We start from the raw sequence: 25,982 nt of genomic DNA on the forward strand, positions 1-25,982 counted from the left end.
TGTAGCCGACGTCAGGACTGATGTTGAACCGACGGCACAGTTCGCGCCGGTTGGCGCCCTCCTGCAAAGCCAGCCGCACAAACTCGTGACGCTGATCCATCACTGACACCTCGCTCCAAGGCATGGACGGCCTCCCGAATCGGACCAATCCAGCCAATGTTGATGTGTCAGCTATGTCTCCGAACACCCGTCAGTGATCTGTCCGGGCTAAACAACGAGCCCGGCCATGACGTTGTGGAAGCGTTTGGCGCCGAAATCAGCTGCGGAGGACGTAGCCCTACTTCGCCTTCTGCATCGTCGTCACCGTATACCCCGAAGCCGCCTCCTCGGCCTCGAAGGTCACCTTGTCGCCGACCTTCACCTGCTTGAGCAAGGCGGGGTCCCTGACGCGATAGACCATGGTCATGGGTTCATCCATGCCGAGGCTTTTCGCCGGTCCGTGCTTGAGCGTGATCTTGCCGGCGCCCTCGTCGATCTTCTTGACCTCGCCGCTGATCGCGGCGCCCTGGGCCGCGAAGGCTTCGGCGGCAAGGCCGACGGTCAGCGCCAGCGCTGCGGCGATACGGATGGTCCGGTTCATGGGAGTCTTCCTTGTTACTTCACGGTGACGTGGCCGACCATGCCGTAGTCGCGATGGTCGGGAATCAGGCAGGAGAATTCGAACGTGCCGGCCTTGCTGAACTTCCAGAGGATCTCGGCCGTCTTGTTCGGTGCGAGCCTGACGCCATTGGGATCGTCGTGCTCCATGTGCGGATGCTTCTTCATCTCCACGGCATGCGCGAGATTTTCCTTCGTGGTGGCGAGCAGGAATTCATGGTCCTCCTTGCCGACATTGCGCAGCACGAAACGGACCTGTTCGCCACGCTTCACCTCGATCCGGGCCGGTGTGTAGTCCATCTCGTTCATCAGGATCTCGATGGTGCGGGCGGGCTTCCTGGGATTGCCGGGCTCGCCGGCTGAAAACGCCCCGTGATCGTGCTGGTCGTGGGCAAACGCCGGTGCGATCGAAAGTGCAGCCAGCGCAAGTCCGAGTTTGATCGTCTTCTTCATCTTGTTCTCCAGTTGGTGGTTCATCGAATCGCTCACATCTTCATGTTCTTCATCGGCGCGCCTTGCTGCCGCGCTGGCTCTGCGGCCGGCGGCGTGACCTCGTAGGCGACGGTGCCTTGCGGGAATTTGTAGGGGCCGGGATCGCGATAATCGTCGCGCGCGAGGTCTTCGCGGATCTTCATCACCGTGAACATGCCGCCCATCTCGATCGGCCCGAACTGACCGGTGCCGGTCATCATCGGCAGCGTGTTGTCGGGCGCGGGCATCTCCATGTTGCCCATCGCCATGCCGGTCGAGCCCATCGCCATGGCATCGGGCGCGAGCTTGCCGACGGCCTTGGCGAGGTCCCTGCGCGACACGCCGATCAGATTGCGCACCTCGTGCCCCATCGCGTTCATGGTGTGGTGCGACTTGTGGCAATGGAACGCCCAGTCGCCGGGATTGTCGGCGAGCACGTCGAACACGCGCACCGCGCCGACCGGCACGTCGGTGGTTGTCTCCGGATATTGCGCGCTCTCCGGAATCCAGCCGCCATCGGTGCAGGTCACCGCAAAGCTGTGGCCGTGCAGATGAATCGGATGGTTGGTCATGCTGAGATTGCCGATGCGCACGCGCACCTTGTCGCCGAGCCGCACCGGCAAGGGATCGATGCCGGGAAACACCCGCGAATTCCAGGTCCACATGTTGAAGTCGGTCATCTCGTTGACCTGCGGCAGGTATGTGCCGGGATCGACGCGATAGGTGCTCATCACGAAGACGAAGTCGCGGTCGACGGGCCGGAAGCTTTGATCGCGCGGATGCACGACGACCATGCCCATCATGCCCATCGCCATCTGCACCATCTCGTCGGAATGCGGGTGGTACATGAAGGTCCCGCTCTTCTTCATCTCGAATTCGTAGACGAAGGTCTTGCCCGGCTGGATGTGCGGCTGCGTCAGTCCGCCGACACCGTCCATGCCGCTGGGAATGATCATGCCGTGCCAGTGCACGGTGGTGTATTCGGGCAGTCTGTTGGTGACGAAGACGCGGACCTTGTCGCCTTCGACCGCCTCGATGGTCGGACCCGGCGACTGGCCGTTATAGCCCCACAGATTCACTTTCATGCCCTCGGCGAATTCCCGCACCACGGGTTCGGCGACGAGATGGAATTCCTTCCAGTCGCCGTTCATGCGGAACGGCAGCGACCAGCCGTTCAGCGTCACCACGGGGCGATAGTCGGGTCCGCTGATCGGGTGCAGCGGCGGCTGCATCACCACCTTGTCCATGTGCGGTGCTTCCGGAATGGACGCGGCCTGCACACGGCCGCTGACGGCTGACGCGCTGGCAAGCGCGGCGGTGCCCAAAAATCCTCGACGGGAAAACATGTTTGCCTCCATCTCAGTGACCGCCATCGGCAGGCGTTGCCGCGGCGATGGTGGTTGAAGTGTCGCCGCCCGACGCAGGTGCGCCGCCGCCGTTGACGGCGGTCTGGAGGTCGGACTGGGCGAGGAAGAATTTTTGCTTGGCATCGATCGCGCCGCGCAGCGATGCCAGGCGCTGCCGCGCTTCGGTGAGAAGCGCGAAAATATCGACCTGCATGCTGGAGAAGCGCAGCTGCATCTCCTCGGTGATGATTTTTCGCAAGGGAAGGATTTCGCGCTGATAGTGGCTGGCGATGTCGTAGGTCGAGCGATAGGCGCGATAAGCATCGCGCGCCTCGGAGCGAACGTTCACGGCGCGCTCGGTCAGGCGGTTGAAGGCGAGATTATAGGTCTCCGCCGCTTGCCGCACGCGCACCTCGCCGCCGTCGAAGATCGGGATCTGGAACTGCACGTCAATACCGCGTTCGCGGAACGGCGGGCCCTCGGGATCCTGGGTGCGGCGGGAGATGCCGGCGAGGTCGAGCAACGTGACAAAGCGCGTCGCCTCGGTGAGGTTGAGTGACTTTGCCAGCGCCGTCAGCTCCAGCCGCGCGACCTGAAGATCGATGCGATGGGCAACCGCATCGGCCTCGATCGAGGGCAGTGCCTGCGGCCGGCGCGGCAGCGGCGGCAGTTGATCGGGCAGACGGAAGTCGAGGCCACCGTCCCACAGCCCCATCAGGCGCGCGAGCCTTTCGCGCGCGCTCGTTGCCGCCTGCCGCGCGGAAGCGAGGTCGGCCGTGGTCTCGGCGTAAAACACCTGCTCGCGGGCCTGATCGAGCTTGTTGATCGAGCCGGTCTCGCCGAGTTTGACCGCGAGCTGTGCAGTCGATTCCGCCGTCGCCTTCGCGTCGGTGAGCAGCACCACCATTTCGTTTCCGGCGACTGCGCGGACATAGGCGCGCCGGACATCTGCGGCCAGCCGCAGCGTCGCCAACGCCGCGCGCAATTGCGCCTGACGGAAACGGTCGCGGGCGATGTCGGAGCGGAACGGCAGGGTGGCCAGCGCGAGGATGTCGCCAACTACCTGACGCTCTATCTCGCTCGCGCCATTGCCTGCGATGCGCGAGATCGAAAACACAGGATTGGGCGGCAGGCTCTGCTCGACCAACTCGGTCTCGGCCAGCGCCAGCTCGTTATAGGTCGCTTGCAATCCCTTGTTGTTGAGCAGCGCGATCTGCACGGCCGTCTCGGTGGTCAGCGTGCGTGCCAGCAAGCGGCGGACGGTCGCGTTGACGGCCTCCGCGCCTTCGGCCGTTCGCACGAAGGCGACGTCCTTGTTGATGGTCTGGCTGGTGAGGTCCGAGACCGTCGTCATGCCTCCGTCCGGCGAGAATGCCATGCAGCCGGAGAGTCCCAGCGCAGTGAGCACCAGCAGGCCCCGCGCAAAATGATGCGTCATGGCGCGCCCCTACCGGTCTTGCTTCGGCTGCGGTGCGACAGCGTCGTTGCGGTCGCGCCATGGCCCCGGCGTCGCAGGTCGCAGGCTGGTGTAGGGCGCAATCGTCGAGCGATAGCCGACGCGCGCGAGCTTCACCGCCGGATCGGCCGGATCGGCGCCGGCCACGGGCACAGTTGCCGGCATGCAGCCGGACAATATCAACGCGGTTGCGGCCAGCAGCGGCCAATTGAATCGAAAGTGTCGTCCACGCGCCGCGGATGCGGCGGCGAACTTCGCTCCGGAAAGCGTAAGCATGAGTCATCCCTGATCTGTCGTAGAGACCACAGGTTCGCGCGCGCGGATGCGCGTGCGGCCCTGACGTCGTCGCGTCGGATCAGGCGATGGGAGGGCGGTAGTGCTGAGGCGGCGCAGCGCTGTGCAGGCTGACCACGATCTCGGGCGCGCAGGCGGAGATCGGCTGAAGCGGCTTGGCGACGCCGGGCAGGTCGGCCGGCAGGGCGCTCACGCACATCATCGCGCAGCACGGGCCAGTCTTGCCGCCATGGTGATGTTGGGCGGGCGCATCATGTGCGGCAGTCTGGTGATGCGCGTGCATGCCTGCGTGGTCATGCGACACACCGTCATGCACGTGGCCGGCCTGCATCTGGTGATGCACCGGCACGAGATCGGCGAGGAGCGCGTCGTCGAGGCACGGCGCCGGGCCGCTGCCCCAGGCGAGGGCTGCTGCCGGCGCGAGCACGCAGAACAGATAGGCGAGGGCGATGATCCGCCCCACCCTGATCCGCATCGATCGCGTCAATCGCAACAGCATTCCGCCGACAGGCTCCTCGCGCGGCAATCTTGCACACGCAGATTGCAAACTAATGGCAAAGCGCGGCTTCGCCAAGCATCTTCTTACCGCAGTGCACCGCGCATGCCCAATATCGCGGCACGTTGCTTGACCGCGCGGCGATCAGCGAACATGGTCCGGCCCGTGCACGCGCCAAATCTTCCAGGACAGAGACCGGCCTCATTCACCCCTGATTCGCGTCAGGCTTGGGTGCGGCTGTTGCTCGCGCTGCTGATCGGTTCGATCGGTGGCGTCGGCATGTGGGCGGTCGTCGTGGTGATTCCCGTCGTGCAGACCGAGTTCGCCGCCACGCGTGCTGCGGTGTCGCTGGCCTTCACACTGATGATGTTCGGTTTCGGCCTCGGCGGCGTGATCGCCGGCAAGATCACCGACAAGTTCGGCATCGTGCCGGCGATGGCGATCAGCATCGCTTTCATCGGCGTTGCCAATGTGCTGGCGGGGCTCTCGACCCAGCTCTGGCAGTTCGTCGCGGCCTATTTCCTGATCGGGCTCGGCACCTCGGCGACCTTCGCGCCGCTGATGGCAGAGGCCTCGCACTGGTTCGAGCGCTATCGCGGACTTGCCGTGACCATCGTCGCGAGCGGCAATTACGTCGCGGGCACAATGTGGCCGCCGCTCATCAGCGAGGGCATGCAGACGATCGGCTGGCGCACCACGCATATCGGCATCGCCCTCGTTTGCGTGGTCTTGATGACGATCCTGGTGCTGGTCCTGCGCGCACAGATGGGCGACGACAAGGTCCGCAATCACGCCAATGCGCGGCCGCCGCAGGTCGATCTGAAGCTTTCGACCAATACGCTGACCGCGCTGCTCTCGATCGCCAGCATCTCCTGCTGCGTCGCCATGGCGATGCCGCAGGTGCACATCGTCGCCTATTGCGGCGATCTCGGTTACGGCGTGGCGCGCGGCGCCGAGATGCTGTCGCTGATGATGGCCTGCGGCATCGTCAGCCGCATCGGCTCGGGTTACCTTGCCGACAAGATCGGCGGCATCCGCACGCTGCTGGTCGGATCGCTGGCGCAGGGCTTTGCGCTGGTGTTCTATCTGTTCTTCGACAGCCTGACTTCGCTCTATCTGATCTCCGCGATGTTCGGCCTGTTTCAGGGCGGCATCGTGCCGAGCTACGCCATCATCGTGCGCGAGGCGATGCCGGCGAGCGAGGCGGCAACCCGCGTCGGCATCGTGATCTTCGCCTCGGTGTTCGGCATGTCCTTCGGCGGTTGGGTGTCGGGCGTCATCTTCGACGCGACGGGCTCCTATGCTGCGGCGTTCGCGAACGGGGTGGCCTGGAACGCCCTCAATGTCGGCATCGTTTTGACGCTGCTGATCCGGTCGCGAATGAACGCGGTCAAGACGGGACCGGGTTTTGCGACCTAAACTTCCCGCCCCGGCTTCAGCAGCGAGCAGCCGGTGATCTTGTAGCTGCCGTCGCTCTGCTGTTCGAGCGTGTACAGCGCCTCCCAGGCTTCGCCATTGGCGTCGATGATGTGGACGTGCTGGGAGATCCAGTTGCCTTCGCTCCTGCTCTCGCCAAATTCAAAACTCTTGTGCCGGTAGACCGGCGCGTAGCCGTTTTGCACCATGGACATGAAGATATCGGGAGCGGGGAAGATTTCCCTGATCGCCGGCGCTGCGTGGGAATAGGCCGCCGCAGCGTCGTCGCGCGCAAAGGCCTGCTCCTGGGCACGGATGACGCCCTGTGCCGCAGTAACGTCGGCGGCGCATGCTGGAGCGGCACCAAGGGTAATCATAAGGGCGACGAGCAAGGCGGCGATGCGCATGACAGGCTCCGCGTTGAAATCCCGGCGACGCCAATCCTAGCACGCCCTCAGGGAAGTACGGCGCGCTATCGCTTCCGTTTCACCGCCGGCTTTGCGGGTTTGGCGGCGCGCGCCTTGGCCTTGGTGCCGGACTTGCCGGCCGGCTGCACCCGCAGCCCGTCGACGAACACGTCGAGCATGCGCAGCACCGAGGATTGCCAGCCGGGCTGGTCGTGCATGTAACACATGCCGACGAGTGCCCTGAGCAGATCCTCCGGGCTGACATCGCCGCGCATCTGGCCGGCCGCGACCGCGCGGTCGAGCAGCGAGCCGATCGCCTTGGTCAGCCGGTCCATCGAGAACGCCGCGAGTTCCGATGAGCTCTGGAACGTCAGCGCCAGCGCGGCCGACATGCCCTTTTTTGTGGCAACGAATTCGACGTTGGAGCGCAGCCAGCGCCGCAGCGCGTCGACCGGATCCTTGGCATTCTTCAATTGCTCGGCAAGCTCGCTGAGCTGCTCGACCTCGCGCCGGTACACCGCCTCGAACAAATCCTCGCGAGTCGGAAAATGCCGATAGAGCGTGCCGATGCCGACGCCGGCGCGTTTGGCGACGGCTTCCAGGCTCGCCTCGGGACCGCCCGCGTTGAACACGATTTTCGCCGCCTCGAGCACGCGCTCGCGATTGCGCACGGCGTCGGCGCGGGGCTTCCGAATCTGGTCGGTCTGGTCGTCCATGGCGGTAATGTAGATCACGAATTGGTTAGATTGAACCCTCGCAATGAACCCATGCAAGGGTGCATCGCGTTGTCTGCGCATGGGCTTTTGACGAATTCCAAATATTTTTCGGCGACCCTTGTTAAGCGGAGGGTGCCTCCGTATCTTCCTTGAGATGTTGGCCGGGTTCCGCCTGGCCAACGCATATCGACAGCGGCCACGGAGGTGGCGCGCTGGCCGATGACTCATGTCCATATCTGATCGGAGCCTTGTATGAACCACTCCATCAGCCTCACCGTGAACGGTGCGCGGCGCGACTTCGTCCTCGACGATCCGCGCGTCACGCTGCTCGATCTCCTGCGTGAGCGCCTCCATCTGACCGGAACCAAGAAGGGATGCGATCGCGGCCAGTGCGGCGCCTGCACCATTCTCGTCGACGGCAAGCGCATCAACTCCTGTCTCGCGCTCGCCATCAGTCATGATGGTGCCGACATCCTCACCATCGAAGGCGTGGCGCACGGTGACCAGCTTCATCCCGTGCAGGCAGCCTTCATCGCCCACGACGGCTTTCAGTGCGGCTTCTGCACGCCCGGCCAGATCATGAGCGCGATCGGCATGATGCAAGAGGCGCAGGCCGGCAACGATCCCGAGCGCATCCGCGAATGCATGAGCGGCAATCTCTGCCGCTGCGGCGCTTATGCCGGCATCGTCGATGCCGTGCTGGAAGCCCAGGCCGGCACGGACGAATCCAATCAGAGGCGCTCCGCATGAAACCGTTCGATTATATCAGGCCGGCCACAGTGGCCGAGGCCGTTGCGGCGGCCGCTCAGCCAGGCACTGCCTATCTCGCCGCCGGCACCAATCTGCTCGATCTGATGAAGGGCGGCGTCAGCCGGCCGGATCGCCTGGTCGATGTCACGCATCTCGATGGGCTCGATCAGATCGAGACTCTCGCTGACGGATCGTTGCGCATCGGCGCGCTGGTGAGCAACGCCGATCTCGCGCATGACGCAAACTTCGCGAGATCCTATCCGGCCGTCGCCGAGGCGCTGCTGTCCGGTGCGTCCGCGCAACTGCGCAATGCCGCGACCGTCGGCGGCAATCTGCTGCAACGGACGCGCTGCGCCTATTTCTACGACACCGCCAGCCACTGCAACAAGCGCGAGGCTGGCTCGGGCTGCGACGCCCGTGAGGGCGAGAACCGCACGCATGCCGTGCTCGGTTGGAGCGAGAGCTGCATCGCCACGCATCCGTCGGACTTCTGCGTGCCACTGGTCGCGCTTGACGCCGTCGTCGAGATCGAGGGCAGGAACGGCCGCCGCGAGATCGCGCTCGACGCGCTGCATCGCCTGCCGGGCCATACGCCCGAGCGTGAATCGGCGCTCGAACCCGGCGACCTCATCGTCGCGGTGCGCCTGCCGCCCGCGGCGCGCGGCTTCGCCACGCATGCGCGCTACCTCAAGGTTCGCGAGCGCACGTCTTACGCGTTCGCCGTGGTCTCGGCCGCGGCGGCGTTGCGGATCGAGAACGGCAAGATCGCGGAGGCGCGGCTGGCGCTCGGCGGCGTCGCCGCAAAGCCCTGGCGCGCTCTTGCCGCGGAAGACGTGCTCAAGGGCGTTACGCCCACGGCAGATGCCTTCCAGGAAGCGGCCTGGCGCGCGCTTACCGACGCAAAGCCGTCCGGCGACAACGCCTTCAAGATCGAGCTCGCACGCCGCATCGTCGTGCGCGCGCTGACCCTTGCCGCTGCCGGTACGCCCGCGCGTATTCCCGCGCTGCCGGCCTCTCCCTTTGCCTCGACGTCCGGAGCCATCCATGCCTGAGCTTAATCTATCCAGCTCGCCCGCCCATCTGCGCCACGGCTCGAACATCGGCCAGCCCCTGACCCGGCGCGACGGCGTCCTCAAGGTCAAGGGGCAGGCGACCTATGCCGCCGACAACCATCCGCCCGGCATGCTGTTTGCCGTGATGGCCGTCTCCAGCATCGCGCGTGGCCGCGTCACCTCGCTCGATGTCGCCGCCGCAAAACGCCATCCCGGCGTCGTCGACGTCATGACGCCGGACCACAAGCCGCAGCTCGCAATCGATCCGGAGATCAAGACCAATCCGTTCGTGTTCCGGATGGAGGTCCTGCAAAGCGACGAGGTCCGCTACGCCAACCAGCCCATCGCCGTCGTGATCGCCGAGACGCTGGAGGCGGCGACGGAAGGCGCGGTGCTGCTGGCGCCGCGCTACGAGACGCTGCCTGCGCTGGTCGGTCTCGACGCCGGCGAGAGTTTCGTGCCGCCGGTCGTCGGCGTCGGCAACCCCACCGAAAATCACCTCGGCGATGTCGAGGCCGGCCTTGCCGCGGCCGAGAAGCAGATCGACGCGATTTACGAAACGCCGCCGCAGTATCACAACGCGATGGAGCCGCATGCGATTGTGGCCGCATGGAATGGCGACAGTCTGCAGATCGACATGCCCACGCAAGGCCTGATGCTGTCGCTTGCGCGCGTGGCAGAGTTGTTCGGCATCGCGCATGACAAGATCCACATCCGCAGCCCGTTCCTCGGCGGTGGCTTTGGCTCGAAGGGGCTGATGGCTGGTCCGCCGGTCCTCGGCATCATGGCGGCAAAGCTGGTCGGCAAGCCGGTCAAGCTGGTGCTGCGCCGTGAGCAGATGTACGGCCCGGTCGGTCACCGTGCACCGACGCGTCAGCGGCTGCGCATTGGCACGGACGGCGAAGGGCGCCTGACCGCGCTCGATCATCACGCCAGAACCGTGTCGAGCACGTTTGACGATTTCTACGAGCCCGCGGCGGATGCCTCGCATACACTCTATGCGAGCCCGTCAATCCGCACCTCGCATGACGCCGTGCGCGTCAACACCGGCACGCCGCTGTTCATGCGCGCGCCCGGCGAGGCCACCGGCTCGATCGCGCTCGAAAGCGCGATCGACGAAATGGCCTGGGCCTGCGGCATCGATCCGCTGGCTTTCCGCCTGAAGAACTACGCCGAGGTCGAGCCGATCACGGGAAAACCGTTCTCCTCGAAGGCGCTGCGTGCCTGTTACGAGCAGGGCGCGGCACGCTTCGGCTGGTCGAAGCGCTCGCTCCAGCCGCGGCAGATGCGCGACGATGCTGGCCTTCTCGTCGGCTGGGGCATGGGCACTGCGACCTTCCCCGCGCTGATGTTCCAGGCCGAGGCACGCGCAGTGCTCCGCCGCGACGGTAGCGGCGCGATGGAGATCGGCGCGCATGACATGGGGCAGGGCGCCTGGACGGCGCTCGCCCAGATCGCGGCCGACGAACTCGGGCTCGACATCGACCGTGTCGAGTTCAAAGCGGGCAGCTCAGACCTGCCCGACGCGGGCATCGCCGGCGGCTCGGCGCACACCGCGACCGCGGGTGCTGCGATCCACAGTGCCGGTGCGGCGGTGGTCGCAAAACTCGCCGATCTCGCCACCAACGACGAGCGCTCGCCGTTGTTCGGTGCCGGCAATGCCGGCGTGATCGCACGCGATGGCCGGCTGATCCGGCGCGATGACGAGACCCGCGGCGAGAGCTACGTCGAGATCCTCGCGCGCGCTGGCGTTGCCGAGGTCGAGGCGCGCGGCACCGGCGCGCCAAATCCTGCGGCGATGGAAGAGTATGCGATGCATGCCCACGGCGCGGTGTTCGCGGAGGTGAAGGTCGATCCCGAGCTCGGCCAGGTCCGGGTCAGCCGCATGGTCGGCGCCTTCGCTGCGGGGCGCATCGTCAATCCGCATCTGGTGAAGAGCCAGCTGTTCGGCGGCATGATCTGGGGCATGTCCTTCGCGCTGCATGAGGAAGCCATCACCGACCGCCGCAGCGGCCGGATCATGAATGCCAATCTCGGCGAGTACCACATCCCGGTGAATGCCGACGTGCCGCCGCTCGACGTGATCACGGTCGAGGAGCACGATCCGCATGTGAATGCGCTCGGCATCAAGGGCGTCGGGGAGATCGGTATCACCGGCAGCGCCGGCGCGGTCGCCAATGCCGTCTGGCACGCGACAGGCGTGCGGGTGCGTCGTTTCCCGATCAAGATCGAGGAGTTGTTGACGCAGCGTTGAGGCAAAAAGGCGGGACGAGATCTTCTCGTTCCGCCGCGTCCTGCTAATGCAGTTTCTTGCGGAGCGCCTTCAGCGCTTCTCGCTGCGTCTCGATGTAGTCGGCAATAGCCTTGCGCAGCTCCTGCGAATGGAGCTTGTCGGTGTCGCGCTGCACTTCATCGAGCGCAGCCTCTGCATTGGCGAGCGTGATCTTCATCTTCGAGCCCAGTTATGAAGCGGCGCCGGAATGTCTCTCGGCTTGGGTTCGCAACATATAGAGGGTCGACGCGCGGAGATTGAGATGCCTCAAGATCCGTAAGATACCGGGGCACTCCGTAAGATTCCGGATAATGTCGATGCGCCTCAAAACGTCGGCGGCGTGCAGGCCGAGATCACTTCGCAGGGCTTGCCGCCGACGCAGCGGAAGCGATGCGGGCGACGGCTCTCGAAGTAGTAGGCATCGCCGGGATTGAGGATGCGGCGCTCGTCCTCGACGGTGACTTCGAGCTTGCCCGAGATCACGATGCCGCCTTCCTCGCCGTCATGGACGAGGTGAACGCGCCCGGTGTCGCTGCCGGGCTCGTAGCGCTCCTTCAGAATTTGCAGGCTGCGGCCGAACAGATTGTCGCCGATCTGGCGATACGAGATCGGCTTCTTGCCGACCTCGGTCAGCTCCTCGGCGCGGTAGAAAATCTTGCGCCGGCTCTCCGGCTCCAGCGCGAAGAACTCGGCAAGCCCCATGGGGATGCCGTCGAGGATGCGCTTGAGCGCGCCGACCGACGGATTCATCTGGTTGGATTCGATCAGCGAGATCGTCGAATTGGTGACCCCGGCGCGCTTGGCGAGCTCGCGCTGCGACAGCTTGTGGTGCGCCCGGATGAATCGCAGCCGTCCACCGATGTCGACGCTCATGCCCCTGGTCCCTGTTGCAGGTGTTGCGGATCGCGCAAATATGGACCGGCAGCCCCAGTGAAATCAATGGCTTGCAGGTGACCAGAAAAGGACTTGTTGCGCTTCCGAAGCCGTGCCTCTGCTATCCGGTCAGCAAAGGAGCGTGGCCCGTGACCCTTCATCAGATTCCGAACACTATCAAGACCGACTCGTTCTGGATGCCGTTCACGGCCAACCGTCAGTTCAAGAAGGCGCCGCGCCTGTTCTCCTCGGCCGAGGGCATGCACTACACCACCGTCGACGGCCGCAAGGTGATCGACGGCTCCGCCGGCCTCTGGTGCGTCAATGCCGGTCACGGCCGCAAGCAGATCGCCGCGGCGGTCGAGCGCCAGCTGATGACGCTGGACTTCGCGCCGTCGTTCCAGATGGGCCATCCGCTGGCATTCGACTTCGCCGAGCGTCTCGCCGAGATCGCGCCGAAGGGCCTCGACCGCATCTTCTTCACCAACTCCGGCTCCGAGTCGGTCGACACTGCGCTGAAGATCGCGCTCGCCTATCACCGCGCCAACGGCCAGGCGAGCCGCACCCGTTTGATCGGCCGCGAGCGCGGCTATCACGGCGTCGGCTTCGGCGGCATGTCGGTCGGCGGCATGGTCGCCAATCGCCGCGCCTTCGCCACCCACCTTCCGGGCGTCGACCACATCCGCCACACCCACGATCTCACCCGCAACGCCTTCGCCAAGGATCAGCCTGAGCATGGCGCCGAGCTCGCCGACGATCTCGAGCGTCTGGTCGGCCTGCATGGCGCCGAGACGATCGCCGCCGTCATCGTCGAGCCGGTGCCGGGCTCGACCGCGGTGCTGCCGCCGCCGAAGGGCTATCTCAAGCGCCTGCGCGAGATCTGCGACAAGCACGGCATTCTCCTCATCTTCGACGAGGTCATCACCGGCTTCGGCCGCCTCGGCACGCCGTTCGCCGCCGACTTCTTCGGCGTTACGCCGGACCTGATGACGACGGCCAAGGGCATCACCAACGGCACCATTCCCTGCGGCGCGGTGTTCGCGAGCCGCAAGGTTCACGACGGCCTGATGGTCGGCCCGGAGAACCAGATGGAGCTGTTCCACGGCTACACCTATTCGGCGCATCCGACGGCCTGCGCCGCCGGCATCGCGACGCTCGACATCTACAAGGACGAGGGCCTGCTGACGCGCGGTGCGTCGATCGCCGGGTACTGGGGCGATGCGCTGCATTCGCTGAAGGGCCTGCCGAACGTCGTCGACATCCGCAATTGCGGCCTGATGGGCGCGGTCGAGCTGTCGCCGCGTGACGGTGCGGTCGGCGCGCGTGGTTACGACGTCATGGTCGATTGCTTCAATCGCGGTCTGTACTTCCGCATGAGCGGCGACTCCTTCGCGCTGTCGCCCCCGCTCATCGTCGAGAAGAGCCATATCGACGATATGGTCTCGATCCTCGGCGACGCCATCAAGCGGGTGGCCTGATAATTGCTCTCGCCGTTGCGGAGTTTGTTCTTGCAGCGGCGAGCGTGATGCCGCGGGAGTTTGACGAAGCGTGAAAGTTCTGATCCTCGGCAGCGGTGTCATCGGTGTCACCTCTGCCTACTACCTTGCGCGTGCCGGACATGAGGTGACGGTCGTCGACCGTCAGCCCGAGCCGGCGCTGGAGACCTCTTTCGCCAACGCGGGCGAGGTGTCACCCGGCTATTCGTCGCCCTGGGCCGGCCCCGGGGTGCCGGTGAAGGCGATCAAATGGCTGCTGATGAAGCATGGCCCGCTGGTGATCCGGCCGAAGCTCGACCCTGTGATGTGGGTCTGGCTGTCCAAGATGCTGCGCAACTGCACCAGCGCGCGTTACGCGGTCAACAAGAGCCGGATGATCCCGATCGCGGAATACAGCCGCGATTGCCTGCGCGACCTGCGCCGCGACATCGGCATCCAGTATGACGAGCGTTCACAGGGCACGCTGCAGCTGTTCCGTCACCAGGCGCAGCTCGATGGCACCGGTGAGGACATCGCCGTGCTCAAGCAGTATGGCGTTCCTTTCGAGGTGTTGAGCCGGGAGGGCTGCATCGCGGTCGAGCCGGCGCTCGCCGCCGTGAAGGAGAAGTTCGCCGGCGGGCTTCGCTTGCCGCAGGACGAGACCGGCGACTGCCACATGTTCACGCAGGCGCTGGCCAAGCATGCCGAAGCGCTCGGCGTTCGCTTCATGTTCAACACCGGCATCGACCGCATCGTCACGGATGGCGCGCGCGTCAGTGGTGTCGTGACCAGTGCGGGCACGTTGCAGGCCGATGCCTACGTTCTCGCGCTCGGAAGCTGGTCGTCGCGGCTCGTTGCACCGCTCGGCATCTCATTGCCGGTCTATCCGGTGAAGGGCTATTCGATCACGGTGCCGATCAAGGACGCCTCCGGCGCGCCTGAATCGACCGTGATGGACGAGAGCTACAAGGTCGCGATCACCCGCCTCGGCAATCGCATCCGCGTCGGCGGCACTGCCGAGATCTCCGGCTATTCGAGCCAGCTCTACGACGCCCGCCGCGCCACGCTCGATCATTCGCTGACCGATCTGTTCCCGCGCGGCGGCGATCTCTCCAAGGCGACGTTCTGGAGCGGCCTGCGTCCGATGACGCCGGACGGCCCGCCGGTGATCGGCCCGACGCAATACGGCAACCTCCACCTCAACACCGGCCATGGCACGCTCGGCTGGACCATGTCCTGCGGCTCCGGCCGCGTGCTCGCGGACATGCTGTCGGGCAGGAAGCCGGAGGTCGATGTGAGTGCGCTGACGGTGGACCGGTACAAGTATCGGTTCGGCTAAGACTCCATCCGCCCGTCATTGCGAGGAGCGAAGCGACGAAGCAATCCAGAGTGCCTCCGCGGAGAAAGTCTGGATTGCTTCGCTTCGCTCGCAATGACGATGTGGAGACGTCGCGGCTTTTCTTACTTTCGCCGTGCGCGGTGGAAGGTGAGCACGGGCTTACCCCGCGCCCGTCACGCAATTCACCCACAGCACCACAGCCTTCGCATCATTGGCCGGATTGGAAAACCGGTGCGGCCTTCGGCTAGCGAACCGAAAACTGTCGCCCGTCTTCAGCGACCACGTCTCGTTGTCCACCGTCAGCATCATCTCGCCTTCGAGCACGAGGCCGGCTTCCTCGCCGTCATGGGTATAGAGTTCGTCGCCCGCGGAGCCGCCGGGATCGATATGCACCAGGAACAGGTTGAGCCGGTTGTCGCTGCTCGCAGCGCTCAGCAATTGCTTCGAAATTCCGCTGCGCCAGAGTTTCAGTTCCGGCCGCTGAAGCCCGCGCGTCACCACCTGGTCGGAGGCACCGTCGGGACTTGGGCTCGCACCGAACAAAGCGGCCATGCCGACGCCGAGCACGTCGGAGAGCGTTGCCAGCACGCGCAGCGATGGCGACGACAGGCCGCGCTCGATCTGGCTGAGGAAGCCGATCGACAGGTCGGTGCGCGCCGCGACGGTTTCGAGCGAGAATTGTCTGACACGCCTAAGATCGCGGATACGGCGGCCGACCGCGACATCCATCGCGGGCTCGGTCGGCTTGGCCTTGACCGGCACCTTCCTGGCCTTCACCGTCCTCGCCGGCTTTGCGGCGGCCGGTTTGCGCATTCTTTTGCCACCGCTCACGTCAAACCGCTTCCTTCATGTGCATGAAAACCGCTTGCATCGCCCGCGAAAGTGTGACCAAATTTTCATATTGGTGAAAATAGGCCGAAACGGCTTGGCCCGCAACGTCTGATCACGACATGCGCGAGCGCCGACATCGGCCAAGCCCAAAGGGGGATGCGATGAAGCGTTTTGGTCTGGCCGTGGTCGCGGCGCTCGCGATTGCAGCGGTGATGCCGGCTTCGGCGCAGCAGGTGCTGAAGGTCGGCTCGACGCCGACAGGCATTCCCTTCACCTTCCTCGACACCAAGACCAACACGATCCAGGGCATCATGGTCGATCTCGTCACCGAGATCGGCAAGGACGCCGGCCTCAGCGTGCAGATCGAGCCGATGGCGTTCTCGGCGCTGATCCCGTCGCTGACATCGGGCAAGATCGACATGATTGCGGCTGCGATGTTCATCACCGCGCCGCGCAAGGAGGTCGTCGACTTCTCCGATCCGATCTACACCTACGGCGAAGGCCTGGTGGTCCCGAAGAGCGACACCAAGGCCTATACCACGCAGGAAGACCTGAAGGGCGAGACGGTCGGCGCCCAGGTCGGCACCGCCTTCGTCGATGCGCTGAAGAAGTCCGGCCTGTTCGCCGACGTCAAGGCCTACGACACCATCCCGGACATCCTGCGCGACGTGAACACCGGTCGGCTCAAGGCCGGCTACGCCGACTATCCGATCCTCGCCTACAATCTGAAGCAGGGTGGTTTCCCCGAGGTGCGTCTCGTCGACGGCTACAAGCCCGTCACCGTCGGCTCGGTCGGCATCGGCGTCCGCAAGGGCGAGGCCGCGCTGCTCGGCAAGATCAACGCCTCGCTTGCGAAGCTGAAGGCCAACGGCACCATCGACAAGATCCTCGAGAAATGGGGTCAGAAGGCGCAGGGTTGATTGACAGAGGCTGGCAAGGCTGTCCGATGAAAGGTTTCTGGCACGACGCCGTCGAGTTCTTCCCGATCCTGATGAGCGGCGTCGCGCTGACGATCATCGTCACCATCGGCTCGCTGCTGCTCTCGACCGTGCTGGGCCTGATCTGGGCGATGATGCGGGTCTCCGGCATCAAGGTGCTGTCGATGCTCAGCGCCAGCCTGATCAACGTGATCCGCGGCATCCCGATCATCGTGCTGTTGTTCTACCTCTATTTCGTGATGCCGGATCTCGGTGTCACGCTGTCGGCCTTGCAGGCCGCGATCCTCGGGCTCGGCATCGCCTATTCGGCCTACCAGGCAGAGAATTTCCGCGCGGGCATCGAGGCGATCGACAAGGGCCAGATCGAGGCGGCGCAGTCGATCGGCATGGGTTGGTGGCTCACCATGCGCCGCGTGGTGCTGCCGCAGGCGGTGCGCATCGTGCTGCCGCCCTACGGCAACGTCATGATCATGATGCTGAAGGACTCGTCGCAAGCCTCGACCATCACGGTCGCCGAGCTAGCGTTGCAAGGCAAGCTGATCGCGTCATCCACCTTCAAGAACACCAACGTGTTCACGCTTGTGGCGCTGATGTACCTCACCATGAGCATTCCGCTGATCCTGCTGGTCCGTCACTTCGAGAAGCGGGCGGGCAAGAAATGATCGAGCTCACCGACGTCCACAAGAGCTTTGGCCAGAACGAGGTGCTCAAGGGCATCACGGCCTCCGTCCAGAAGGGCGAGGTGGTCTGCATCATTGGCCCCTCGGGCTCCGGCAAGTCGACGATCCTGCGCTGTATCAACGGGCTGGAAAGCTACGACCGCGGCGAGATCAACGTCGAGGGACTGAAGGTCGATCGCGATGCGCCCTCCATCGTGAAGGTCCGCACCCAGGTCTCGATGGTGTTCCAGCGCTTCAACCTGTTCCCGCATCGTACCGTGCTGGAGAACGTCGTCGAAGGCCCGCTCTTTGTAAAGAAGGAGCCGCGTGCGCAGGTGCTCGAGCGTGGCCGCGCGCTGCTCGCCCAGGTAGGCCTTGCCGAGAAGGCCGATGCGCATCCGCCGCAGCTCTCCGGCGGCCAGCAGCAGCGCGTCGCCATCGCGCGCGCACTCGCGATGCAGCCAAAGGCGATCCTGTTCGACGAGCCGACCTCGGCGCTCGATCCCGAACTGGTCGGTGACGTGCTCGGCGTGATGCGCAAGCTCGCCGATGACGGCATGACCATGGTCGTCGTCACCCACGAGATGGGCTTTGCCCGCGACGTCGCCGACCGCGTGCTGTTCATCGACGGCGGCGTCATCGTCGAGCAGGGCGCGGCGAAGGCCGTCCTCAATCAACCCCAGCATCCGCGCACGCAGGACTTTTTGCGCCGGGTGCTGCATCCGCTCTGATCGGTCCTCGTCATGACTATGCGCCTGCCTCTGCCGCCCTCGCTCTATGCCGACACCGCCGTCGCGCCGGTTGCCACGCCGCCGCTCGATGTCGACAAGACCGTCTCCGTTGCTATCGTCGGCGGCGGCTACACCGGGCTGTCCACGGCTTTGCATCTGGCGGAGCAAGGTGTCGAGGCTCTGGTGCTCGAGGCGCAGGAGCCGGGCTGGGGCGCGTCGGGTAATAATGGCGGCCACACCAATCCCGGCCTGAAGCACGACCCCGATCAGATCGAGGCCGATTTCGGCGCCGAGCTCGGCCGCCGCATGATCGACTTCTCATACGGCACGACCAATTTCACGCACGACCTGATCCTTCGCTACCAGATCCCTTGCGAAGCGCGGCAGAATGGCACGCTGCGCGCGGCCTACAACGAGGCCAGCGCCGCCGCGATCGAGAAGACGGCGCAGCAATGCATCCGCCGCGGCATGCCGGTGAAGTATCTGAACCGCGAGCAGTTGCGCGAGATGACCGGCACCGACCGTTACATCGGCGCCATGCTGGACTCGCGCGGCGGCGATCTGCATCCTCTCAGCTACGCCCGTGGCCTCGCGCGCGCTGCGATCTCCGCGGGCGCGAAGGTCCATGGCGAAACGCCGGCGCTGTCGCTCCGTCGCGACGGCGCGCGCTGGCGCATCGAGACGCCGCGCGCAGTGGCGCATGCCGACAAGGTCCTGCTCGCCACCAACGGCTTCACCGATGATCTCTGGCCGGCGCTTCGCCGTACCATCGTGCCGGTATTCTCCTCGATCGCCGCCACCGCGCCGCTGTCCGACGCGGTCGCCCGTTCGATCATGCCGACAAGGCCGGTGCTCTACGAGAGCGGCCACATCACGGTCTATTACCGGATCGATCAGCACAACCGCCTCTTGATGGGCGGTCGCGGCCCGATGCGCTGGATCAAGTCGCCCAACGACGTCGCCTATCTCATGCGTTATGCCGAGCGGCTATGGCCGCAGCTCAAGGGCGCCGCCTGGACGCATGGCTGGAACAGCCGGCTCGCCATCACCAAGGATCATTATCCGCATGTGCACGAGCCGGCGGAAAACATCCTGATCTCGCTCGGCTGCAACGGCCGCGGCGTCGCGCTCTCGACCGCGATGGGCGCGCAGCTCGCGCGCCGGCTGATCGGCGGTGCCAAGGCCGAGATCGACATGCCCGTCACAGGCATCAAGCCGATCCCGATGCACGCGTTCTGGCCCTTGGGGGTTACGACTGCTGTGATCGCGGGCCGGGTGCGGGATCGGCTGGGCGTTTGAAGAAGAAGGCGCCGCCCCGTCAGGAGCGACGCCTTGCATGACTTGCAGATAGGGCGTCAGCAGCGGCCCTGTTTCCACAGGCCGGGCGGGCAGCCCCTGCCGCGCCAGCCGACCTTGCGCCCGTGATGCCATCCGGGAGGAGTGGCATGGCGATGTCCATGGTATCCGCCATGATGGCCGTGACCGTGACCGTGGCCATGGCCGTGACCATGACCGTGGCCGCCCCTGGCGATTGCGGCGTTTGGCATGGTGAAGCCGGCCGCGATGATCAGTGTTGCGGCGAGCGCAAGTTTCTTCATCCGAAATCTCTCCTGTTAGGCACGCATCTGTCCGTTCGACGAACGAACATCGATCGCGGTGTCGCGTGCAAATGCGGAGGAGTCGTGACGCTCAGGATTCGGCGACAGCGTCGGCCCAGGGCTGGAAGATCTCGACCGCGCCCGAATTCGTATCGCCCTCGCGCATCACCACGCTGGGGCAGGCGAACTTCTGCGGCACGGCCTGCACGTGCGTCTCTTCATAATCGAAGCGTGCGGTAAGTGTCTTGCGCACGTCCGCGGGCAGTCTGATGTCGCCGATCACGACCGCGCCTTCGCTGGCGTCGATCCGCGGCTGGTGGATGGCCGTGTCGAGGTCCATGCCGAAATCCATCGCAAAGGACACGAGCTGCATCACGGACGGCAGGATGCGGCGGCCGCCGGAGGCTCCGACCGCGAGACGCTTGCCGTCCTTCGTTTCGGCGATGACGGGCGTGTAGTTGCAGAGGCAGCGCTTGCCGGGAGCGAGCGAGTTGGTGGTGCCCGGCGTCGGGTCGAACCACATGATGCCGTTGTTCATGGCGATGCCGGTGTGCGGCGTCGCGTATTTCGAGCCGAAGGACGAGAGCAGCGTTTGCGTGACCGCTGCGATGTTGCCGTGGCGGTCGACCACGGAGAAATGCGTTGTGCAGGCGGGCGCCAGATATTCGGCGCCGAGCGATCGCTTGCCGTCGGCATCGCCCATGTCCTTGAGCCGCTCGCGGAAGGCTGCTTGCAGCGCCACCGCATATTCGCTGTAGGTGGTCGCATCGGGTGCGCTTCCCGGCTTCAGACTCTGCTGCAACAGGCGCAGCGCATGCGCCATTGTCGGTCCGGCCGTGAGCTCCGGCGTCGCATACACCTTGCCGTCACGATAGGGGATCGCCAGCGGCTCGCGCAGATGGGCGCGAAACGCGGCGAGATCCTCCACCGACAGCGAGCCGCCGTCGGCCTTGATGTCGGATGCGATGCTTTTGGCGAGATCGCCCTGGTAGAAATCGCGGGGGCCAGCCTCGGCGAGGTGCGACAACGTCGCCTTCAACGTAGCCAGCGGCAGCCGCGTCTCGGACTTGATGCCCCACGGCGCGCTCGGCGGCAGGCCATCCTTCAGGAAGGTGGCCGCGCTCGCGGGATAGCGCCTGAGATCGGCTGCCGATGCCGCGATCGTCAGCGTGGTCCACCAATCGACCAGCAGGCCTTCGCCGGCGAGCGCGGCGGCCGGCGCGACCAGATCCTTCCACGGCATCTTGGCGTAGCGGCGATGTGCCTCCTCCATGCCGGCGACGACGCCGGGCACGGCGACCGAGCCGGGGCCGTGGATGTTGCGATCGTCCTTCACCCGCGGCCACGGAAACAGATCGGAGGCCGCCCCTTCGCCGCTGAGCGGATAGTCGGTGGTGCGCAGGCTCTGCGGCGCGCACATGCCGTAGTCGATCACCTCGGTTCGATTTTCCTTGGCGCGGTAGAGCACCATGGCGCCGCCGCCGCCGATGCCGCTGTTCCAGGGCTCCAGCACGTTCAGTGCGAAGGTGGTCGCGACGATCGCGTCCACGCAGTCGCCCCCTGCCGCCAGTACCTGCGCCCCCACTTCGGCCGCCCGCCGCGATTGCGAGGCGACGATGCCGCCCTTGGATGTGACGGCGGGTTTGCGGACGGCTTGGGCGAGGCTGAACTGATGAGGCATGATGTCGTCTTGATCTCTGGATTCGGTTGTTCTGGCTTCGTTGCGCTGACGCGGAAGCTGCAGCATTGGCGGGGCGCGCGAAGGATGGCACATTGCCGCCAACGAGAAAATCCAAAGGGAGACGCGGCATGGCAGGTGTGAAACAGGCGCGGGATGGCGCCGTCGGAATTCTGACCCTCGACGAGCCGGCGAGTCTGAACGCGATGACGCCGGACCTGCTCGGCGCGCTCGCCGCCGCCGTCGCCGAGATGACTGGCGATGAGGACGTCCGCGCCCTGGTCCTCACCGGCGCGGGACGCGGTTTTTGCTCAGGACAGAATTTGAAGGCATCGGAAGCGCTGGGCGAGGACATCGCCGCCGGCGTGATGCGCTTCTACTGGCCCGCGTTCAAGGCGTTGCGCGAATGCCGCGTGCCTGTCGTGGTCGCCGTCAACGGCGTCGCGGCCGGCGGCGGCTTCAGCCTTGCGATGGCCGGCGACATGATTGTTGCGGCGCGGTCGGCGAGCTTCATCCAGGTGTTCAGCCGCATCGCCCTGGTGCCCGATCTCGGTTCGACCTGGCTGCTGCCGCGGCTGGTCGGCCGGCAGCGCGCGCTCGAGCTGATGTTGCTGAACGAGCCCCTGACGGCCGAACGCGCGCAGGAGATCGGCCTGGTGCGGCAGGTCGTCGACGATGCGAAGCTGATGGACGAGGCGCTGGCCCTGGCGCGCCGTCTGGCGGACGGCCCGACGCGCGCTTTGGTCGCAACGCGTGCGCTTGTCGAGGAGAGCGAGCATGCGGCTTACGAGGCGCAGTTCCGCCGCGAGATCGAGGTTCAGGCCACGATCCGCAAGAGCGCCGACGCCATCGAAGGCCGCACCGCCTTCGTCGAGAAGCGCAAGGCGAAGTTTACGGGGAGGTAGGGGAGCAGCCGCGGACTGCGCTCAGAGCCTGCGATCCAGCCGGCTGGCCTGATATTTGGCGTGCCATTTCGGGCCAGGCCCGCGCATGTAGTGAAGCTCGGGGCGGTAGGGGTTGCCTGCGATCCGCACCAGCTTCTGCCACTTGGTGGCGACGAAGTTGAGGGGCTGGCAGAGCAGGGTTAATGAAGCGAACAGCACGGCATCACCTCAATGCGGCTTGCCGAGCATGGCGGTGAAGGGAAGGTCGAAGATCTCCTCGCCGTCGGAGCCGCTGACATGGATCACCCAGTCGCGCCAGTCTTCGGCACCCGGGGTGTAGATCATCGAGTGCATGATCTGGGTCGCACGGTCACGCGCCTCGGTCAGGCTGGCCACCGCGGTGCCGCTGCGATCGATCAGCGTGCCTTCGGTGTTGGAGCAGTGGAAATAGACCTGGACCATATGCGTCTCCTGTCGGGAGCGACTGGGATGGCAAATCGATACCACCCGAGGCCTTTGCGAAACATTCGGGGCGAGCCCGGTAAGGGAATCTACGGAGATTGGTCGCTGCGAAGGCCCGAGCGGGTTTGATCACAGGGGGGTGATGATCAACTGGACGGCGTTCCCATGGCATGGAACAACTTTGGACCGAAAGTCCGGGGGACCGCCGTGAACCAGCTCACATTCTGGCATGAACGCCGAAGCTTGTTTGCGGCGATCGTCGCCGGAGCGCTGTTCGGTCTTGCCCCGGGAGCCTCCTCCGAGCCGGTGAGGAAAAGCGGCTACGCGATCGGCACGGAAACCTGTGGCAGCGGCGATCCCGCCTTTCCCAGAATCCAGATCGACATGAAGGCGGGATTCTGCGCCGGTCTCGTCGCCAGCGAAGAGGATCGCCTGAAATTTCCGCGCTCGATCATCCAGGTGCCAGGCTGTGACCTGTTCGTGGTCGCCGACATGGGCGGCTGGGGCCACACCGATGGACGGCTGCTGCTGCTCGATCCGCATGCGCCCCAGGGGCAGCGGTTCAAGGAGCTGCTGACAGCGATCGAATATCCGTTCGGCCTCGTGGTTGGCCCGGACAAGAAGCTGTACGCCTCGACCGCGGAGACGATCTTCCGGTTCGATCCGCTCGCCGACAATCCCCGCAGCACGGTCGAGACCATCATCCGGCACATGCCCGGCCGCCGGATCACATTGCCCGACGGCACCAGGCTCGACGAGAGCGCGCATCCGCTCAAGCAGTTCGTCTTTGACAGGAACGGGCGGCTGTTCGTCAATGTCGGCTCGCACAGCGACGACTGCATCACGTCGGCGCCGATCACAAGGCCATGCGCGTCGGCCGAGGGAGCGTCCGCGATGGCCTCGATCTGGCTGTTCACACCGCCCGCAGGCGGGACCTTCCCGGCGCTGAAGCCGGCCGATCCCGATCCACCGCACACCGTCTATGCGCGCGGCCTGCGCAATTCGATGGCGCTGGCGCTGCATCCGAATTTTCCCGATGCCGGCTACGCCTTCCTGCAGGGCGAGAASGGCCGCGACCTGCCCGACATCTTCAAGCCGAACGAGGAGATCAACGCGATCGAGCAGGGCAGGCATTATGGCTGGCCCTATTGCTACGACCTCTCGACGCCGAGCCCCGAATTCAAGCTCGTGCTGCAATCCGGGGTCTACAAGTCGCTCTGCACGGCCAATGCGCTCTACAAGGCACCGTTCTCGCTGATGCCGCCGCACGGCGCGCCGCTCGCGATGCTCTATTATCACGGCGCGAAATTCCCGGAGCTGGAAGGCAAGCTGCTGGTCGGCCTGCACGGCTATCGTCCGACCGGCAGCCGCGTCCTCGTCTATGACGTCGACGACCATGGCTTCCCGAAGCCCGCCCCGGCGCCGGTGCGCTACCACGTCAGTTGCGCGGCAGATCCGACCCACAGCTTTCAGACCGACGCCGGAGAAGTCGCCGCCGCGCCATTCGACGAACTGATCGCAGGCTGGCACCGCGTCAACGGCGCGCGGCCGCAGGGCGCGCCCGTCGGCATGACGGTCGCAGAGGACGGCGCAATCTGGCTGGTCGAGGACAAGAACCAGACGGTAATCCGCATCGATCGCGCTGCTGGCGATCCGCCGCCATTGCCTTGCGACATGCGCAGCCAGGCGATGATCGACCAGCTCGCGGCCTTCGTCGCCAAAGACGCGCAGAACAGTGTCCGGCTCACCACGCTGCGTAAGGGGCTCGTCGAAAAGCACTGCGTCGGCTGCCACTCGGATTTCGGCCTGAAGGCAGGGCAATCGGATGCGGAAAAGGACGCGACGGTGCTGCGCTTCATGCTGTCGCAGGACGGCTGGATCTATCCGGGCGATCCAGGCTCCGGCAAGCTGCGCACGCGGCTGCGCGGCATCGGCGCCGAGAAGCTGATGCCGCCGGGCGGCGAAAGCCTGCCCAAGTCAGAGCCTGGCTACACGCGGCTGCTCGATACCGCGGACCTGCTGGTTGCGAAAATGGTTCCGGGCACGCGGATACGGATCAAGTCCGGCCCGCCGCAGCGCAAGTTCTTTGGCAAGACCAACAAGGAATGCGGCGAAATACCGGCCGGCAAGGTCGTTGTCGTGACACAAAGGAGCGCTGTAGACAAAGCCGGCTTCAGCCGATTCTTCCGGCCTGCCGATCCCTATTTGAATGGCGAGTGCAGCGACGACGATGGCTATTACATCCGGCAGGAATTTCTGGTGCCTGTGCAGTAGCGTCCTTCTCGTCATCGCCGCATCGCCGGCCCATGCGGAAACAAAGCTGTTCGAAAGCGTGCAGGTGACGCCCCCGGGCGAATACACCTTCGGCATCGAAGGGCCGGCGGCCGATCTCGACGGCAATCTTTTCGTGGTCAACTTCGGCAAGCCCGGCACCATCGGCAAGCTGCCGGCGGGCGGCGCGGCTTCGGAGCAATTCACGGCACTGCCCGCGGGCAGCGTCGGCAATGCCATCCGCTTTGCGCGTGACGGCACCATGTTCATCGCCGACTACAAGAAGCACAACATCTTCGCGATCCCGAAGGGCGCGAGCGAGCCCGTCGTCTGGTTTCATTCCGACGAGATGAACCAACCCAACGACATCACGGTCGCGCGCGACGGCACGATCTATGCGAGCGATCCGAACTGGAAGGGCAGGGAAGGCCACATCTGGCGGATCGCCAAATCCGCGGACGGCACGGTGCAGGGGCAGGTGATGTCGGCGCCGCGCGCGATGGGCACCACCAACGGCATCGACCTCAGCCCTGACGGCAAGACGCTCTATGTCGGGGAATCCAGCAGCGGCGAAATCTGGTCCTACACCGTCCGCAGCAACGAGCTCACCGGCGCAAAACTCGTCAAAGCCTTTCAGCCCGACACCGTCGACGGGCTGCGCACCGACGTCGCCGGCCGTCTCTATGTCGCGCGCATCCTCAAGGGCACCATCGCGCTGATGAAGCCCAATGGTGCGGTCGAACGCGAGATCGCGCTGAAGGGCAAGGAGCCGACCAATCTCGCCTTCGGCGGCAGCGACGGCAAGACCGTCTTCGTCACCCAGCGTCAGGGCGGCTTCGTCGAGTCCTTCCGCACCGACCAGCAGGGCCGCGAGCACTGCCTCCAGCGCGGGCGCTGCTAGAGCATCACGGGCGGTCTGCCTCCGGCGCAGAGCAGCACCAAAGCGGCGGCATTCTTCTTGCTTGCATCT

General features: G+C 65.3%; 28 protein-coding genes and 1 pseudogene. 13 read left to right on the plus strand and 16 right to left on the minus strand.

Features of this window, described 5'->3' with window-relative positions:
• The 7 genes and pseudogenes from AC1DW2_RS26950 to AC1DW2_RS26980 all read right to left on the minus strand — a co-directional run.
• Positions 1 to 124, minus strand: a pseudogene (locus AC1DW2_RS26950) (IS481 family transposase); the annotation flags it as partial.
• Between the two features lie 153 nt (positions 125 to 277).
• A complete protein-coding gene (locus AC1DW2_RS26955) occupies positions 278 to 580 on the minus strand; it encodes a copper-binding protein (RefSeq protein WP_166349698.1) in 303 nt (100 codons plus the stop codon).
• 14 nt (positions 581 to 594) lie between these two features.
• Positions 595 to 1,050, minus strand: a complete 456-nt coding sequence (locus AC1DW2_RS26960) for a cupredoxin domain-containing protein (protein WP_477007495.1) — start codon at positions 1,048 to 1,050, stop codon at positions 595 to 597.
• Positions 1,051 to 1,082: 32 nt separating this feature from the next.
• Positions 1,083 to 2,414, minus strand: coding sequence for a copper oxidase (locus AC1DW2_RS26965; protein ID WP_477007496.1), 1,332 nt, complete (start codon positions 2,412 to 2,414; stop codon positions 1,083 to 1,085).
• A gap of 13 nt (positions 2,415 to 2,427) precedes the next feature.
• The gene (locus tag AC1DW2_RS26970; protein WP_477007497.1) at positions 2,428 to 3,852 is read right to left on the minus strand and encodes a TolC family protein; all 1,425 of its coding nucleotides are present in this window, start codon (positions 3,850 to 3,852) and stop codon (positions 2,428 to 2,430) included.
• Between the two features lie 9 nt (positions 3,853 to 3,861).
• A complete protein-coding gene (locus AC1DW2_RS26975) occupies positions 3,862 to 4,146 on the minus strand; it encodes a hypothetical protein (RefSeq protein ID WP_477007498.1) in 285 nt (94 codons plus the stop codon).
• A gap of 79 nt (positions 4,147 to 4,225) precedes the next feature.
• Entirely contained in the window at positions 4,226 to 4,663 is a 438-nt protein-coding gene (locus tag AC1DW2_RS26980; protein WP_477007499.1) for a hypothetical protein, read from the minus strand.
• A gap of 150 nt (positions 4,664 to 4,813) precedes the next feature.
• Between AC1DW2_RS26980 and AC1DW2_RS26985 the strand changes: the two genes are divergently transcribed.
• Entirely contained in the window at positions 4,814 to 6,079 is a 1,266-nt protein-coding gene (locus AC1DW2_RS26985) for an MFS transporter (protein WP_477007500.1), read from the plus strand.
• Here AC1DW2_RS26985 and AC1DW2_RS26990 read toward each other — a convergent pair.
• Both AC1DW2_RS26990 and AC1DW2_RS26995 read right to left on the minus strand, forming a co-directional pair.
• Complete coding sequence (locus AC1DW2_RS26990; RefSeq protein WP_477007501.1) at positions 6,076 to 6,483, minus strand: DUF4864 domain-containing protein; 408 nt, start codon at positions 6,481 to 6,483, stop codon at positions 6,076 to 6,078. The two genes, AC1DW2_RS26985 and AC1DW2_RS26990, sit on opposite strands and share 4 nt — an antisense overlap.
• Positions 6,484 to 6,548: 65 nt before the next feature.
• Entirely contained in the window at positions 6,549 to 7,199 is a 651-nt protein-coding gene (locus tag AC1DW2_RS26995) for a TetR/AcrR family transcriptional regulator (protein ID WP_193560905.1), read from the minus strand.
• Positions 7,200 to 7,451: 252 nt separating this feature from the next.
• On the opposite strand from AC1DW2_RS26995, the gene AC1DW2_RS27000 reads away from it, so the two are divergent.
• Genes AC1DW2_RS27000 through AC1DW2_RS27010 form a run of 3 tightly spaced genes read left to right on the plus strand, consistent with a single transcriptional unit; the run spans position 7,452 to position 11,255 of the window.
• The gene (locus AC1DW2_RS27000; protein WP_477007502.1) at positions 7,452 to 7,949 is read left to right on the plus strand and encodes a (2Fe-2S)-binding protein; all 498 of its coding nucleotides are present in this window, start codon (positions 7,452 to 7,454) and stop codon (positions 7,947 to 7,949) included.
• A complete protein-coding gene (locus AC1DW2_RS27005) occupies positions 7,946 to 9,001 on the plus strand; it encodes an FAD binding domain-containing protein (RefSeq protein ID WP_477007503.1) in 1,056 nt (351 codons plus the stop codon). Before AC1DW2_RS27000 ends, AC1DW2_RS27005 begins: the two co-directional genes overlap by 4 nt.
• A complete protein-coding gene (locus AC1DW2_RS27010; protein ID WP_477007504.1) occupies positions 8,994 to 11,255 on the plus strand; it encodes a xanthine dehydrogenase family protein molybdopterin-binding subunit in 2,262 nt (753 codons plus the stop codon). Before AC1DW2_RS27005 ends, AC1DW2_RS27010 begins: the two co-directional genes overlap by 8 nt.
• A 43-nt stretch (positions 11,256 to 11,298) precedes the next feature.
• Here AC1DW2_RS27010 and AC1DW2_RS27015 read toward each other — a convergent pair whose 3' ends face one another.
• Complete coding sequence (locus AC1DW2_RS27015; protein WP_166082130.1) at positions 11,299 to 11,451, minus strand: hypothetical protein; 153 nt, start codon at positions 11,449 to 11,451, stop codon at positions 11,299 to 11,301.
• A 146-nt stretch (positions 11,452 to 11,597) separates the two neighbouring features.
• Positions 11,598 to 12,146 carry a cupin domain-containing protein gene (locus AC1DW2_RS27020; RefSeq protein ID WP_014497670.1) on the minus strand — a complete coding sequence of 183 codons (549 nt, stop codon included), beginning with the start codon at positions 12,144 to 12,146 and terminating at the stop codon, positions 11,598 to 11,600.
• Between the two features lie 149 nt (positions 12,147 to 12,295).
• Between AC1DW2_RS27020 and aptA the strand changes: the two genes are divergently transcribed.
• On the plus strand, positions 12,296 to 13,624 hold the full coding sequence (gene aptA, locus AC1DW2_RS27025) for an omega-aminotransferase AptA (RefSeq protein WP_166082131.1): 1,329 nt from the start codon (positions 12,296 to 12,298) through the stop codon (positions 13,622 to 13,624).
• Positions 13,625 to 13,694: 70 nt separating this feature from the next.
• A complete protein-coding gene (locus AC1DW2_RS27030; RefSeq protein WP_264621889.1) occupies positions 13,695 to 14,960 on the plus strand; it encodes a D-amino acid dehydrogenase in 1,266 nt (421 codons plus the stop codon).
• Between the two features lie 159 nt (positions 14,961 to 15,119).
• On the opposite strand, the gene AC1DW2_RS27035 is transcribed toward AC1DW2_RS27030, so the two are convergent.
• On the minus strand, positions 15,120 to 15,773 hold the full coding sequence (locus tag AC1DW2_RS27035) for a helix-turn-helix domain-containing protein (RefSeq protein ID WP_477007505.1): 654 nt from the start codon (positions 15,771 to 15,773) through the stop codon (positions 15,120 to 15,122).
• A 179-nt stretch (positions 15,774 to 15,952) separates the two neighbouring features.
• Here AC1DW2_RS27035 and AC1DW2_RS27040 point away from each other — a divergent pair, with 179 nt between their 5' ends.
• The 4 genes from AC1DW2_RS27040 to AC1DW2_RS27055 are packed head-to-tail and all read left to right on the plus strand — an operon-like array spanning position 15,953 to position 19,418.
• A complete protein-coding gene (locus AC1DW2_RS27040; protein ID WP_477007506.1) occupies positions 15,953 to 16,711 on the plus strand; it encodes an ABC transporter substrate-binding protein in 759 nt (252 codons plus the stop codon).
• Positions 16,712 to 16,737: 26 nt separating this feature from the next.
• Positions 16,738 to 17,391 carry an amino acid ABC transporter permease gene (locus tag AC1DW2_RS27045; RefSeq protein ID WP_354247010.1) on the plus strand — a complete coding sequence of 218 codons (654 nt, stop codon included), beginning with the start codon at positions 16,738 to 16,740 and terminating at the stop codon, positions 17,389 to 17,391.
• Positions 17,388 to 18,119, plus strand: a complete 732-nt coding sequence (locus tag AC1DW2_RS27050) for an amino acid ABC transporter ATP-binding protein (RefSeq protein ID WP_477007507.1) — start codon at positions 17,388 to 17,390, stop codon at positions 18,117 to 18,119. Before AC1DW2_RS27045 ends, AC1DW2_RS27050 begins: the two co-directional genes overlap by 4 nt.
• A 12-nt stretch (positions 18,120 to 18,131) precedes the next feature.
• A complete protein-coding gene (locus tag AC1DW2_RS27055) occupies positions 18,132 to 19,418 on the plus strand; it encodes an NAD(P)/FAD-dependent oxidoreductase (protein ID WP_477007508.1) in 1,287 nt (428 codons plus the stop codon).
• Between the two features lie 56 nt (positions 19,419 to 19,474).
• On the opposite strand, the gene AC1DW2_RS27060 is transcribed toward AC1DW2_RS27055, so the two are convergent.
• Together AC1DW2_RS27060 and AC1DW2_RS27065 are read right to left on the minus strand one after the other, a co-directional pair.
• Positions 19,475 to 19,717 carry a hypothetical protein gene (locus AC1DW2_RS27060; RefSeq protein WP_477007509.1) on the minus strand — a complete coding sequence of 81 codons (243 nt, stop codon included), beginning with the start codon at positions 19,715 to 19,717 and terminating at the stop codon, positions 19,475 to 19,477.
• A 91-nt stretch (positions 19,718 to 19,808) separates the two neighbouring features.
• Positions 19,809 to 21,398 (minus strand): gamma-glutamyltransferase family protein, encoded by a 1,590-nt coding sequence (locus AC1DW2_RS27065; protein WP_477007510.1) that lies wholly within the window; start codon positions 21,396 to 21,398, stop codon positions 19,809 to 19,811.
• Positions 21,399 to 21,526: 128 nt separating this feature from the next.
• Here AC1DW2_RS27065 and AC1DW2_RS27070 point away from each other — a divergent pair, with 128 nt between their 5' ends.
• Positions 21,527 to 22,300 carry an enoyl-CoA hydratase-related protein gene (locus tag AC1DW2_RS27070; protein WP_477007511.1) on the plus strand — a complete coding sequence of 258 codons (774 nt, stop codon included), beginning with the start codon at positions 21,527 to 21,529 and terminating at the stop codon, positions 22,298 to 22,300.
• A 21-nt stretch (positions 22,301 to 22,321) separates the two neighbouring features.
• On the opposite strand, the gene AC1DW2_RS27075 is transcribed toward AC1DW2_RS27070, so the two are convergent.
• A complete protein-coding gene (locus tag AC1DW2_RS27075; protein ID WP_014497659.1) occupies positions 22,322 to 22,498 on the minus strand; it encodes a hypothetical protein in 177 nt (58 codons plus the stop codon).
• 9 nt (positions 22,499 to 22,507) lie between these two features.
• Complete coding sequence (locus tag AC1DW2_RS27080) at positions 22,508 to 22,741, minus strand: DUF6894 family protein (protein WP_477007512.1); 234 nt, start codon at positions 22,739 to 22,741, stop codon at positions 22,508 to 22,510.
• 207 nt (positions 22,742 to 22,948) lie between these two features.
• On the opposite strand from AC1DW2_RS27080, the gene AC1DW2_RS27085 reads away from it, so the two are divergent.
• Together AC1DW2_RS27085 and AC1DW2_RS27090 are read left to right on the plus strand one after the other, a co-directional pair.
• Positions 22,949 to 25,015, plus strand: a complete 2,067-nt coding sequence (locus AC1DW2_RS27085; RefSeq protein WP_477007513.1) for a PQQ-dependent sugar dehydrogenase — start codon at positions 22,949 to 22,951, stop codon at positions 25,013 to 25,015.
• Entirely contained in the window at positions 24,972 to 25,913 is a 942-nt protein-coding gene (locus tag AC1DW2_RS27090) for an SMP-30/gluconolactonase/LRE family protein (protein ID WP_477007514.1), read from the plus strand. Before AC1DW2_RS27085 ends, AC1DW2_RS27090 begins: the two co-directional genes overlap by 44 nt.
• Positions 25,914 to 25,982 lie beyond the last annotated feature (69 nt).

It is taken from the genome of Bradyrhizobium sp. P3_C3, from assembly GCF_056402655.1.

Excerpts from the sequence above, each read along its gene's own strand:
- AC1DW2_RS26955 (WP_166349698.1), bottom strand. The coding sequence starts at position 580 with ATGAACCGGACCATCCGTATCGCCGCAGCGCTGGCGCTGACCGTCGGC.
- AC1DW2_RS26960 (WP_477007495.1), bottom strand. The coding sequence starts at position 1,050 with ATGAAGAAGACGATCAAACTCGGACTTGCGCTGGCTGCACTTTCGATC.
- AC1DW2_RS26965 (WP_477007496.1), bottom strand. The coding sequence starts at position 2,414 with ATGTTTTCCCGTCGAGGATTTTTGGGCACCGCCGCGCTTGCCAGCGCG.
- AC1DW2_RS26970 (WP_477007497.1), bottom strand. The coding sequence starts at position 3,852 with ATGACGCATCATTTTGCGCGGGGCCTGCTGGTGCTCACTGCGCTGGGA.
- AC1DW2_RS26975 (WP_477007498.1), bottom strand. The coding sequence starts at position 4,146 with ATGCTTACGCTTTCCGGAGCGAAGTTCGCCGCCGCATCCGCGGCGCGT.
- AC1DW2_RS26980 (WP_477007499.1), bottom strand. The coding sequence starts at position 4,663 with ATGCTGTTGCGATTGACGCGATCGATGCGGATCAGGGTGGGGCGGATC.
- AC1DW2_RS26985 (WP_477007500.1), top strand. The coding sequence starts at position 4,814 with ATGGTCCGGCCCGTGCACGCGCCAAATCTTCCAGGACAGAGACCGGCC.
- AC1DW2_RS26990 (WP_477007501.1), bottom strand. The coding sequence starts at position 6,483 with ATGCGCATCGCCGCCTTGCTCGTCGCCCTTATGATTACCCTTGGTGCC.
- AC1DW2_RS26995 (WP_193560905.1), bottom strand. The coding sequence starts at position 7,199 with ATGGACGACCAGACCGACCAGATTCGGAAGCCCCGCGCCGACGCCGTG.
- AC1DW2_RS27000 (WP_477007502.1), top strand. The coding sequence starts at position 7,452 with ATGAACCACTCCATCAGCCTCACCGTGAACGGTGCGCGGCGCGACTTC.
- AC1DW2_RS27005 (WP_477007503.1), top strand. The coding sequence starts at position 7,946 with ATGAAACCGTTCGATTATATCAGGCCGGCCACAGTGGCCGAGGCCGTT.
- AC1DW2_RS27010 (WP_477007504.1), top strand. The coding sequence starts at position 8,994 with ATGCCTGAGCTTAATCTATCCAGCTCGCCCGCCCATCTGCGCCACGGC.
- AC1DW2_RS27015 (WP_166082130.1), bottom strand. The coding sequence starts at position 11,451 with ATGAAGATCACGCTCGCCAATGCAGAGGCTGCGCTCGATGAAGTGCAG.
- AC1DW2_RS27020 (WP_014497670.1), bottom strand. The coding sequence starts at position 12,146 with ATGAGCGTCGACATCGGTGGACGGCTGCGATTCATCCGGGCGCACCAC.
- AC1DW2_RS27035 (WP_477007505.1), bottom strand. The coding sequence starts at position 15,773 with ATGCGCAAACCGGCCGCCGCAAAGCCGGCGAGGACGGTGAAGGCCAGG.
- AC1DW2_RS27040 (WP_477007506.1), top strand. The coding sequence starts at position 15,953 with ATGAAGCGTTTTGGTCTGGCCGTGGTCGCGGCGCTCGCGATTGCAGCG.
- AC1DW2_RS27045 (WP_354247010.1), top strand. The coding sequence starts at position 16,738 with ATGAAAGGTTTCTGGCACGACGCCGTCGAGTTCTTCCCGATCCTGATG.
- AC1DW2_RS27050 (WP_477007507.1), top strand. The coding sequence starts at position 17,388 with ATGATCGAGCTCACCGACGTCCACAAGAGCTTTGGCCAGAACGAGGTG.
- AC1DW2_RS27055 (WP_477007508.1), top strand. The coding sequence starts at position 18,132 with ATGACTATGCGCCTGCCTCTGCCGCCCTCGCTCTATGCCGACACCGCC.
- AC1DW2_RS27060 (WP_477007509.1), bottom strand. The coding sequence starts at position 19,717 with ATGAAGAAACTTGCGCTCGCCGCAACACTGATCATCGCGGCCGGCTTC.
- AC1DW2_RS27065 (WP_477007510.1), bottom strand. The coding sequence starts at position 21,398 with ATGCCTCATCAGTTCAGCCTCGCCCAAGCCGTCCGCAAACCCGCCGTC.
- AC1DW2_RS27070 (WP_477007511.1), top strand. The coding sequence starts at position 21,527 with ATGGCAGGTGTGAAACAGGCGCGGGATGGCGCCGTCGGAATTCTGACC.
- AC1DW2_RS27080 (WP_477007512.1), bottom strand. The coding sequence starts at position 22,741 with ATGGTCCAGGTCTATTTCCACTGCTCCAACACCGAAGGCACGCTGATC.
- AC1DW2_RS27090 (WP_477007514.1), top strand. The coding sequence starts at position 24,972 with ATGGCTATTACATCCGGCAGGAATTTCTGGTGCCTGTGCAGTAGCGTC.